Source organism: Promicromonospora sp. NPDC057488 (genome assembly GCF_042802395.1).
In the GTDB taxonomy this organism is placed as follows: Bacteria; Actinomycetota; Actinomycetes; order Actinomycetales; family Cellulomonadaceae; genus Promicromonospora.
The window spans coordinates 1-10,069 of sequence record NZ_JBHVEG010000205.1 but is presented as its reverse complement, the minus strand read 5'-3'; the positions used below and the strand labels follow the sequence as shown (position 1 = coordinate 10,069).

11 protein-coding genes and 1 riboswitch are annotated in these 10,069 nt (G+C 74.8%); all 11 genes read left to right on the top strand.

All coding sequences use genetic code 11. The features are described from left to right. The first annotated feature begins 206 nt into the window (after positions 1-206). The 11 genes from ACFU5G_RS26495 to ACFU5G_RS26445 all read left to right on the top strand — a co-directional run bounded on the left by ACFU5G_RS26495 (position 207) and on the right by ACFU5G_RS26445 (position 9,977). A complete protein-coding gene (locus tag ACFU5G_RS26495; RefSeq protein WP_377251488.1) occupies positions 207-1,451 on the top strand; it encodes a sensor histidine kinase in 1,245 nt (414 codons plus the stop codon). Then, positions 1,448-2,242: a response regulator gene (locus ACFU5G_RS26490; RefSeq protein WP_377251486.1), complete on the top strand. Its 795-nt coding sequence runs from the start codon at positions 1,448-1,450 to the stop codon at positions 2,240-2,242. Before ACFU5G_RS26495 ends, ACFU5G_RS26490 begins: the two co-directional genes overlap by 4 nt. 128 nt (positions 2,243-2,370) lie before the next feature. Further along, a complete protein-coding gene (locus ACFU5G_RS26485) occupies positions 2,371-3,123 on the top strand; it encodes a DUF2306 domain-containing protein (RefSeq protein ID WP_377251484.1) in 753 nt (250 codons plus the stop codon). Positions 3,124-3,235: 112 nt separating this feature from the next. Continuing rightward, positions 3,236-3,372, top strand: a riboswitch (FMN riboswitch). A gap of 223 nt (positions 3,373-3,595) precedes the next feature. Next, positions 3,596-4,672: a bifunctional diaminohydroxyphosphoribosylaminopyrimidine deaminase/5-amino-6-(5-phosphoribosylamino)uracil reductase RibD gene (gene ribD / locus ACFU5G_RS26480; protein ID WP_377251482.1), complete on the top strand. Its 1,077-nt coding sequence runs from the start codon at positions 3,596-3,598 to the stop codon at positions 4,670-4,672. Next, complete coding sequence (locus ACFU5G_RS26475) at positions 4,672-5,292, top strand: riboflavin synthase (RefSeq protein ID WP_377251480.1); 621 nt, start codon at positions 4,672-4,674, stop codon at positions 5,290-5,292. The genes ribD and ACFU5G_RS26475 overlap by 1 nt, the downstream gene beginning before the upstream one ends. Next, a complete protein-coding gene (gene ribA, locus ACFU5G_RS26470; protein ID WP_377251478.1) occupies positions 5,289-6,698 on the top strand; it encodes a GTP cyclohydrolase II in 1,410 nt (469 codons plus the stop codon). Before ACFU5G_RS26475 ends, ribA begins: the two co-directional genes overlap by 4 nt. Continuing rightward, on the top strand, positions 6,695-7,186 hold the full coding sequence (gene ribH, locus ACFU5G_RS26465) for a 6,7-dimethyl-8-ribityllumazine synthase (protein ID WP_121382416.1): 492 nt from the start codon (positions 6,695-6,697) through the stop codon (positions 7,184-7,186). Before ribA ends, ribH begins: the two co-directional genes overlap by 4 nt. A gap of 256 nt (positions 7,187-7,442) precedes the next feature. Further along, positions 7,443-8,126, top strand: a complete 684-nt coding sequence (locus ACFU5G_RS26460; RefSeq protein WP_377251476.1) for a hypothetical protein — start codon at positions 7,443-7,445, stop codon at positions 8,124-8,126. Between the two features lie 94 nt (positions 8,127-8,220). Next, a complete protein-coding gene (locus ACFU5G_RS26455; protein WP_020015382.1) occupies positions 8,221-8,484 on the top strand; it encodes a phosphoribosyl-ATP diphosphatase in 264 nt (87 codons plus the stop codon). Between the two features lie 135 nt (positions 8,485-8,619). Beyond that, positions 8,620-9,483: an ATP phosphoribosyltransferase gene (gene hisG / locus ACFU5G_RS26450; RefSeq protein WP_377251474.1), complete on the top strand. Its 864-nt coding sequence runs from the start codon at positions 8,620-8,622 to the stop codon at positions 9,481-9,483. 5 nt (positions 9,484-9,488) lie between these two features. Then, positions 9,489-9,977, top strand: coding sequence for a PH domain-containing protein (locus ACFU5G_RS26445; protein ID WP_377251472.1), 489 nt, complete (start codon positions 9,489-9,491; stop codon positions 9,975-9,977). Positions 9,978-10,069 lie beyond the last annotated feature (92 nt).

Here is a 10,069-nt window from a genome sequence, read left to right as displayed (position 1 = left end):
GCTGCCGCCTGACCGGCCGCCGTCGGGCCGCCGCCTGGTCGCCGTCTGGTCGCGCTCGTTGAGCGTCGGTCGTAGAAAATAGTGTGCCAAGCGCGCAACGCACCCCAGCCCGGTCCGCGGGCACCTCACCAGCGAGCCCCGACGGGGGAGTCCGGCTCGTACTTCTGGCCGATCCCTCAGGGCGTCCGCGCTCGTAGCATGAGGCCGTGTCCGCCATCCGTTCGGTCTGGGACGAGCCGCGGCCCGCTGATCCGCCCGCGCGGGCGTGGTGGGACTGGGCGCTGGTCGGCGTGTTCGTCGGCGCCGCGGTGATCGAGTGGATCGCGCGTCCCGACGTCCCCGGGCGCTGGCTGCAGGTCGCCACGGTCGCGGTGCTCGCGCCGACGCTTCTCTGGCGCCGCGCCTACCCGCTGCTGATGGTCGCGATCGCGTTCGGCGCCTCCGGGATCCCGGCCGTGGTCCTGGGCCGGGAGCTCGACCTCGCGGCCGGGGTGTTCCAGCTGGTGCTGGCGTACGCGCTGTTCCGGTGGGGGAGCGGGCGGGCCATGGTGCTCGGCGGCGCGCTGATCCTGGCCAAGCTGGGTCTCGGCAGCGCCCTCGGCTACCTCAGCTGGTCCGACGTCGCCCCGGGGCTGGTGATCCTCACCGCGGCCTGCGCGCTGGGCCTGGCGTTCCGCTACCGCGCCGGCGCCCGGCGCCGCGAGCGCGAGCAGGTCGTCCTGCTGGAGCGCGAGCGGCTGGCACGCGACCTGCACGACGTCGTGGGGCACCACGTCTCGGCCGTGGCCGTCCGGGCGCAGGCCGGGCTCGCCGTGTCCCGCGCCGACCCCGCGGCCGCGGCGGAGGCCCTGCGGGTCATCGAGGGCGAGGCCACCCGTGCCCTCGCCGAGATGCGCACCCTGGTCCGGGCGCTGCGCTCGGACGAGGCCCCGACGGTCTCGGCGGGCCCAGGCAAGGAGAGCCAGGCCGTGCCCGCGGACCGAGCCCCCGGCCCCACGCTCGCCGACGTCGAGCGCCTCGCCGACACCGGGCCGCCGCCCGTCCGCGTGGTCGTCGAGGGCGACCCCGCCCGGGTGTCGGCGGCCGTCGGGTCCGCCGTGCACCGCATCGCCCAGGAGTCGGTCACCAACGCGCGCCGGCACGCCCGCGGCGCCACGGGCGTCGCCGTCCTGGTCACCGTCCGGGACCAGGACGTCCGGCTCCACGTGTCCGACGACGGCGCCACCCCGGCGCGGCCCCCACGCCATGGATCCGGGCCGGCCGGGTACGGGCCAGTCGGGTACGGGCTGGCCGGGATGCGTGAGCGCGCCGCGCTGCTCGGCGGCACGCTGACCGCCGGGCCGGACGACGCGGGCGGGTGGGCCGTCGAGGCGGTGCTGCCGCTGTCCGCCGCTTCGCGTGCTGGCGCTGCCCCGCGGGCCAGGCAGCACAGGCAGGGCGGGCCCGCATGAGCGCGGACGGCGCGTCCGCTGTGCCCGCCGACGCCGAGCGCATCACCGGGCCCATCACCGTGCTGGTCGCGGACGACCAGGAGATCGTGCGCACCGGCCTGGCGATGATCCTGGACGCGCAGTCCGGCATCGAGGTGGTCGCCCAGGCGGCGGACGGGCGGACGGCGGTCGAGCTCGCGCGCCGGCTGCGGCCCGACGTCAGCCTGCTCGACATCCGGATGCCCGGCCTGGACGGGATCGAGGCCACGGCGCTGCTGGCCGGGCGCGAGGTGGCCGACCCGCTCGCCGTCGTCGTCATCACGACCTTCGACCTGGACGAGTACGTCTATGCCGCCCTGCGCGCGGGGGCACGCGGGTTCCTGCTCAAGGACGCCGGGGCCGCGCTCCTGGCCCAGGCCGTCCGGGCCGCGGCTGCCGGGGACGCGCTCATCGCGCCGAGCGTCACGACGCGGCTGCTGCGGGCCTTCGCCGACTCGGCCCCCACGAGCGGTTCCGGCGCGCCCGGCGAGTCGGGCGGGTCGGGCGCATCCGGCGAGTCCGGTGAGGGCAGGGCTGGTGCCGACGGCGGCGTCCCGCAGCCGGTCGACCCGCTGACCGCGCGAGAAGAGGAAGTGCTCCTGGCGGTGGCCCGCGGCCGGACCAACACCGAGATCGCGCGCGAGCTGTTCGTCACGCTCAGCACGGTGAAGTCGCACGTCGCCAACCTGATGACCAAGGTGGGCGCCCGCAACCGCGTCGAGGTGGCGCTCTGGGCCTACGACACGGGGCGGGTGCGGCCGGGCCGGCCCTGACCAGCCAGCCCTGACCAGCCAGCCCTGACCACCCGGCACACCACAGCGCGCCTCTCGTACTTCCGGCCAGGTCGAAGACCGTTCCGCGGACCGATGACCCGGCCCTGCCGGGCCGCGACGCTCGGTACATGACCACACCTGACGCGGCACCCGAGACGACCCCCTCGGCGGCACCCGAGACGGCAGCAGCACCCGAGACGGCAGCAGCATCCGGGACGGCAGCAGCATCCGGGACCCCACCCGTCGCGGCGCGCCGACCCGCCCGCCACACCTGGCTGGTCCCGGCCGGCCTGCTGCTCCTGGCGGTGATCCCGGCCCTGGGCGGCTCCGCGCGGCTCGCCGAGCTGGTCTCCGACCCGGTGCTCACCGAGGAGAACGCGCGGTTCGTCAGCCAGCCCCTGCCCGTCGTCCTGCACATCGTGTGCGTGACGGTCTACAGCGTGCTGGGTGCCTTCCAGTTCGTGCCGAGCCTGCGCCGACGGCGCTGGCACCGGTGGGCCGGCCGGGTGCTCGCCCCCGCGGGGGTCGGCGTCGCCCTGACCGGGCTCTGGATGACGGCGTTCTACGACCTGCCGGTCAAGGACACCGCGGTGGTCAACGGCATGCGCTACCTGGTGGGCACCACCATGCTGCTCGCGATCGTGCTGGGGGTTCGGGCGGCGCTGCGCCGGGACTACGCGACGCACTCCGCGTGGATGACGCGCGCGTACGCGCTGGCGATGGGCGCCGGGACCCAGGGGCTGCTGCTCGGGCCGCTCGTGCTGGTCACCGGGATCCTCGACCCGGTGACCAACTCGATCGGGCTGACGGCGGGCTGGGTGATCAACATCGCGGTGGCCGAGTGGGTGATCCACCGCCGCCGGCTGCGGGAGCGCGGGTGAACCCGACCGGGGCGTGACCTGGCATGTGACCTGGCAGATGACCTCGCATGTGACGCAAGCCATGGCTCCGCCGTCGGCGACCTGTGGCATGCTGACGAGCAGCAGTACGCACACACGTGCTCCGGGGTCGGTGTAATTCCGAGCCGGCGGTTATAGTCCGCGACCCGCGTCCGTCCGCAAGGACGGGCCGGTTGACCTGGTGGAACTCCAGGACCGACGGTGAAAGTCCGGATGGGAGGAAGCACGTGCGGCGCCGCCGTCCCCTGGGGCGTGCGACGTCGTGACGTCGTGCGCGCGGGCAGGGCCTTCGTGGCCCTCGGTCCGCGTACCCGTCGTCCACCCCGGAGCACCGACGCTCGGGGAGGACGGCATGAACCAGGCAGCCACGGATCAGTCAGCCACCGATCAGGTAAGCCCTGATCAGTCAGGCACTGATCACACGGCCACAGCACCGCACGGTCTCGAGACCGTGATGCGCCGCGCCCTCGCGCTGGCCGCGCTGGGCCCCGCCCACGGCCCCAACCCGCGCGTCGGCTGTGTGCTCCTGGACCCGGGCGGCCGCACGGTCGCCGAGGGGTACCACCGTGGCGCCGGCACCCCGCACGCCGAGGCGGCGGCCCTGGCGGACGCGCGGTCCCGCGGCGTCGACCCGCGCGGCACCACGGCGGTGGTGACGCTGGAGCCGTGCGCGCACCACGGCCGCACCGGCCCCTGCGCCGACGCCCTGATCGACGCAGGCGTGGCCGCCGTGCACGTGGCGGTCGGCGACCCGAACCCCGTCGCGACGGGCGGCGCGGACCGCCTGCGAGCCGCGGGCATCCCGGTGACCGTCGGCCTGCTTGCCGACGAGGGCGAGGAGCTGCTGCGCACCTGGCTGCACGCCGTCCGTACCGGTCGCCCCTACGTGACCCTGAAGCTCGCCACGAGCCTCGACGGCCGGGTCGCGGCGGCGGACGGCACGAGCCGCTGGATCACCGGCGCCCAGGCCCGCGCCCACGCCCACACGGTCCGCGCGCAGGTCGACGCGATCGCCGTCGGCTCCGGGACCGCGCTGACCGACGACCCGTCCCTGACCGCCCGCCGCCTCGACGGCGGCCTCTTCGAGCACCAGCCGCTGCGGGTGGTGCTCGGCCGCCGCCCGGTGCCCGACGACGCCCGCCTGCGCGGGCCCGGCGGCGAGCTGCTCCAGCTGCCCGGGCACGACCTCGACGCCGCCCTGCGCGCGCTCGGGGACCGCGAGGTGCGGCACCTGCTCGTCGAGGGCGGCCCCACGCTCGCGACGGCCCTGCTCGCCGCGGACGCCGTCGACGAGCTGCACGCGTACGTCGCACCGGTGCTGCTCGGCGCGGGCGCCACCGCCGTCGGCTACCTCGGCGTGACCACCATCGGCGAGGCCGCGCGGTTCGCCACCGAAGAAGTGACCCGGCTCGGCGACGACATGCTGCTGGTCGCGCGGCGCCTCGAGCCCGCGCCCGGCCGCGTCGAGAACGACTCTGCCCCACCCGTCCAGCACGGCCGGCCCCGCCGGCACACCGAGGAGGAGATCTGATGTTCACGGGAATCGTCGAGGAGCTCGGCTCAGTGGTCGCGCTCGTCCGGCCCGACGGCGACGGCGACGGCGCGGCCCAGGACGCCGTCCTGACCGTCGCGGGGCCGCTCGCCACGTCGGACGCGCGCCCGGGCGACTCGATCGCCGTCGACGGCGTCTGCCTGACCGTCACCTCGGTCGCGGACGGCGCGTTCATCGCCGAGGTGATGCCGGAGACGCTGCGCCGCACGTCGCTCGGCGGGCTGGTCCCGGGCACCCGGGTCAACCTGGAGCGGGCCCTGCCGGCGAACGGCCGGCTGGGCGGGCACGTGGTGCAGGGGCACGTCGACGGCGTGGCCACGCTCGTGGGCCGCACGCCCGGTCCGCGCTGGGACGACCTCGAGTTCTCCGCGCCCGCCGCCCTGACCCGGTACGTCGCGGAGAAGGGCTCCGTGGCGCTGTCCGGGGTCTCGCTCACCGTCACCTGGGTGTCCGACGAGGGCTTCGGCGTCTCGCTGATCCCCACGACGCTGGCGGCCACGACGCTGGGCGGCCTGGTCCCGGGCGACGCGGTGAACGTCGAGGTCGACGTGCTCGCCAAGTACGTCGAACGGCTCATGGCGGCGGGGGCGGCGCGATGACCGGCCTGGGGGCGGTCGCGTCCGGCTCGGTGGCCGACGGGCTGATCGACGAGCTCATGGAGCGCGCCCTCGCCGAGCTCGCCGCGGGCCGTCCCGTGCTCGTGGCGGACGACGCCGGGCGCGAGAACGAGGTCGACGTCGTCCTGGCCGCGGGCGTCGCGACGCAGCAGTGGGTCGCCTGGACGGTGCGGCACTCCTCCGGGTACCTGTGCGCGCCGATGCCGGCGCACCGGGCGGACGCCCTGGAGCTGCCGCTGATGGTGGAGCGCACCGAGGACCCGCTGCGCACCGCCTACACGGTGTCGGTGGACGCCGTGGGCGTGTCGACCGGCATCTCGGCGGCCGACCGGGCGCTGACCCTGCGGGTGCTCGGCGACCCGGCGTCGGTCGCGGGCGACCTGATCCGGCCCGGGCACGTACTGCCGCTGCGGGCGCGCCCGGGCGGGGTGCTGGAGCGCCCCGGGCACACGGAGGCCGCGGTGGACCTGGTGCGGCTGGCGGGGGAGCGGGGTGCCGCCGCGGGCTCGGCCGCGCTGGGCGAGGTCGGCGCGATCGCCGAGCTGGTGCGCGACGACGGCGCCGTGATGCGCCTGGCCGAGGCGCACGACCTGGCCGAGGAGCACGGGCTGGTGGTGCTGACCGTCGCCGGGCTGGTGGCGTGGCGGCAGGCGCACGACCCGGTGCCGGCCGGTGTACAGGCTGACGACGCCGTCCCCGCTGTTCCCGCGCCCCGCGTCGAGCGCGTCGAGCGGGTTGCGGAGGCCGCGCTGCCCACGCGCCACGGCGACTTCCGGGTGGTCGCGTACCGGGACCTCGTCTCGGGCGCCGAGCACCTGGCCCTGACACCGGTGGGGCGCGCGGGCGGCTCCCTGGTGCGGGTGCACTCGGAGTGCCTGACGGGAGACGGCCTGGGTTCCCTGCGGTGCGACTGCGGCCCGCAGCTCGAGGCGTCGCTGCGCGCCGTGGCCGCCGAGGGCGGCGCCGTCGTGTACCTGCGGGGGCACGAGGGCCGGGGGATCGGCCTGGCGGCCAAGATCCAGGCGTACACGCTGCAGGACGCCGGGCGGGACACCGTCGAGGCCAACGTCGAGCTCGGGCTGCCGGTGGACGCGCGGGAGTACGGCGCGGCGTCGGCGATCCTGGCCGACCTCGACGTGGCCGGCGTGACCCTGCTGACGAACAACCCGGACAAGGTGACGGGCCTGCGGGCGGCGGGCACGGACGTCGTCGGGCGGCGCGGGCTGGTGGTGGGGCACGGCGTGCACAACCACCGGTACCTGGAGACCAAGCGACTCGTGATGGGGCACCGCCTCGGCGCGGTCGCCGTCACCGAGCCGGACCGGGTGCAGCGCCGGAATGACCTGAACAACACAGAGCTGGACCAGAACGAAGGAGCATGCGCATGAGCGGGGCTGGAGCACCCAACGTGATCGTCGACGGCACTGGACTGCGGGTGGTGCTGATCGCGGCGAGCTGGCACGAGCAGGTGATGGACGGCCTGCTGGCCGGCGCCCGCCGGGCGCTGGTGGCGTCGGGCGCCACGTGGACGGAGGTGCGGGTGCCGGGTTCGTTCGAGCTGCCCGTGGCCGCGGCGCGTGCCGCCGGGATCGGGGGAGGGCCGGCCGCGGACGCCGTCGTCGCGCTCGGCGTGGTGATCCGCGGGGGCACGCCGCACTTCGACTACGTGTGCTCGGCGGCGACGTCGGGCCTGACGGACGTGAGCGTGCGCACCGGGGTCCCGGTCGGGTTCGGCGTGCTGACCTGCGACGACGAGCAGCAGGCGCTGGACCGGGCGGGCCTGGAGGGGTCCAAGGAGGACAAGGGCGCGGAGGCCGTGGAGGCGGCGATCGCGACCGCGGCGACGCTGCGGGCCTTCGCGTCGAGCGCGGTCTGAGCCGCGCCGCCTGGTGTTGAGGTCCGCGGCGCGGAGACGCGCGGCGAGACGATCTGACGGAGCCGGTCCGGACCTGCGGGTCTGGACCGGCTCCGTCGTCCGCCCGGCCTCGCGGCGGTTCGCTGCTGTGGTTCGCTCACTTCCCCTCGTCTTCCCATCAATAAATAGTGTGCCAAGCGCCTTCGTCGCACCCACTGGACACAAGACGGTCGCCAACCAGCCGAAAGAAAGGGCGGCCTCGGCACACTGGTCGGATATGAGGAACACACGCGCCCGGCGGGCGGCAACGGTAGTGGTGACGACAGCGCTGGCCACGGTGCTGGCCGGCGGGCTGACGGGCTGCGCGGCCGCTGGCCTGCCCGGGGGAGCGGCCAACGAGACGGCGGGCGAGACAGCAGGCGAGCAGGCGGGCGACCCGACCGAGGAGGAGCTGCTCGAGGAGTCGCTCGATCAGATGGCGGGAGCCGCGTGCGTCGACTGGGTGCGGTTCGCCGACCCGGCCGAGGCGGCGTCCGCTGCCGGTGCCGTGCTCCTGGGGACAGTGGTGGAGCGGGACGGGACGGCCGAGCTGTACGGCGTGGAGGCGCACCGCTGGCTGTTCGACGTCGAGCAGGTGCTGGAGCGGCCCGACTCCGAGATCCCGGGCTGGGAGCCGCCGGAGGAGCTCAAGGTCTCGCCGGGGGAGCGCATCTCGGTGGTCTCGACGCCGGAGACGTGCGGCGGCCGGGACAGCGCGTACCCCGCCGGGGACCCGCTCGACCCGGACCCGGGCTCGGCCGCCGACGAGGGTGCGGGCCGGGTGATCGTGCTGCTCTCCGGCTCGACCGAGGACGGGTCGACCGACAGCGAGGTGGGCTTCCAGCTGATCACGCCGTTCCAGGGTGTCGTGCCGCCCGAGGGCGACGGCACGCTGCCGGCGGAGTGGCCCGCGAACCCCTGAGCGAAGACCTGCGGGACCGGGGCCGGAACGAGAGCCTGGCCACAACGTGGGACGGCGAGCGGTGGTGACCCCCTCGCCCGATTACTCTGAGCACGTGAAGACCTTCGAGACCCTGTTCGCCGAGCTGACCGAGAAGGCCGAGACCCGTCCCGCGGGTTCGGGCACCGTGGCCCAGCTGGACGCGGGCGTCCATGCGATCGGCAAGAAGGTCGTGGAGGAGGCCGCCGAGGTGTGGATGGCGGCGGAGTACCAGTCGGACAAGGAGACGGCGGAGGAGATCTCCCAGCTCCTTTACCACCTGCAGGTCCTGATGGTCGCCAAGGGACTGACCCTCGAGGACGTGTACACGCATCTGTAGCGAGGCTTCCGGGTCTCGGCAGGCTCGACCCGCTGGTCGGTCTGACCGCTGGTCGATCTGACCGCTGGTCGAGCTTGTCGAGACCCCGGACCTCGCACCCAGACCCGTCGTACACCCCGGAGAGGAACCAACCACATGCTGCGCATCGCCGTCCCCAACAAGGGTGCCCTGTCGGGCCCCGCTTCCGAGATGCTGCGCGAGGCGGGCTACCGCCAGCGCCGCGACACCCGTGAGCTTGTGCTCGCCGACCCCGAGAACGACGTCGAGTTCTTCTTCCTGCGCCCGCGCGACGTCGCGGTCTACGTGGGTACCGGCACCGTCGACGTCGGCATCACCGGCCGTGACCTGATGCTCGACTCGGGGGCCGACGCCGTCGAGCACCTCGGCCTCGGGTTCGCCCGCTCCACCTTCCGGTACGCGGCACCCGCCGGGCCCGGCGAGACCGACGCAGTGACCCGGATCGAGGACATCGCGGGACGCCGCGTGGCGTCGTCGTACACCACGCTCGTGGCACAGCACCTGGCGAAGCAGGGCGTCGAGCCCGCCGCCATCGTGCACCTGGACGGTGCCGTGGAGTCGAGCGTGCGTCTCGGCGTCGCGGACGTCATCGCGGACGTCGTCGAGACCGGCACCACGCTGCGGGCCGCGGGCCTGGAGGTCTTCGGTGACCCGATCCTGCGCTCGGAGGCCGTGCTGATCCGGCAGTCCGACGCCGAGGCGCCGGCCGGCCTGGACGTGCTGACCCGCCGGCTGGAGGGCGTGATCACCGCCCGCGAGTACGTGCTGATGGACTACGTGGTCCCCGAGTCCCGGCTGGAGCAGGCCGTGGCGATCACGCCCGGCAAGGAGTCCCCGACGGTCTCGGCGCAGCACCACAGCGACGCCCGCGCGGTGCGCGTCATGGTGCCGCGCAGCGAGACGAACCGGATCATGGACGCGCTGTACGACGTCGGGGCGCGCGCCATCATCGTGACCTCGATCCACGCCTCGCGGCTGTAGGACCGATGGGTGCCGGGTCGGGGAGCAGCGCGATCGGCCGCGGCCGGCGCGACGACCACTTCCGCACCTTCCGCGGCCGGTTCGGCACGCCGACGGCGTACGGGATCGCGCTGCTGTTCGCCGGCGGGTGCACGTTTGTCGCACTGGCGGCGAGCGGCCCCGGGGCGGACGCCGCCAACCGGATCTCGATCATCGTGTTCGGGCTGCTGGGCGCCCTGGTCGCCTGGCGGTTCGGCGCGGTGCGCGCGGTCCCGGACCGGACCGGGCTCACCGTCGTCAACTACGCGACCAGGCGCCGGCTGGACTGGCCCGAGATCGTGACGGTCCGCTTCGGGCCGAACGACCCGTGGGTGCACCTCGACCTGGCCGACGGCGACGTGCTCGCCGTCATGGGCATCCAGCGGGCCGACGGCGAGCACGGCATGGCCGAGGCGCGGCGTCTGGTGGCGCTGATCGCGGAGCTCGGCGAGGCGGCGGAGCCGGACCAGCGGTAGGCCCTGGCGAAGTAGAACCGGGGCGAAGTAGAACCAGGGCGAGATAGAACTGGGGCGAGATAGAACCGCATACGCTGCGGTTCTATCTCTGT

Bases quoted from the DNA above. Each gene is read 5' to 3' on its own strand.
- ACFU5G_RS26490 (WP_377251486.1), top strand. From the start codon at position 1,448: ATGAGCGCGGACGGCGCGTCCGCTGTGCCCGCCGACGCCGAGCGCATC.
- ACFU5G_RS26485 (WP_377251484.1), top strand. From the start codon at position 2,371: ATGACCACACCTGACGCGGCACCCGAGACGACCCCCTCGGCGGCACCC.
- ribD (WP_377251482.1), top strand. From the start codon at position 3,596: ATGCGCCGCGCCCTCGCGCTGGCCGCGCTGGGCCCCGCCCACGGCCCC.
- ACFU5G_RS26475 (WP_377251480.1), top strand. From the start codon at position 4,672: ATGTTCACGGGAATCGTCGAGGAGCTCGGCTCAGTGGTCGCGCTCGTC.
- ribA (WP_377251478.1), top strand. From the start codon at position 5,289: ATGACCGGCCTGGGGGCGGTCGCGTCCGGCTCGGTGGCCGACGGGCTG.
- ribH (WP_121382416.1), top strand. From the start codon at position 6,695: ATGAGCGGGGCTGGAGCACCCAACGTGATCGTCGACGGCACTGGACTG.
- ACFU5G_RS26460 (WP_377251476.1), top strand. From the start codon at position 7,443: ATGAGGAACACACGCGCCCGGCGGGCGGCAACGGTAGTGGTGACGACA.
- hisG (WP_377251474.1), top strand. From the start codon at position 8,620: ATGCTGCGCATCGCCGTCCCCAACAAGGGTGCCCTGTCGGGCCCCGCT.
- ACFU5G_RS26445 (WP_377251472.1), top strand. From the start codon at position 9,489: ATGGGTGCCGGGTCGGGGAGCAGCGCGATCGGCCGCGGCCGGCGCGAC.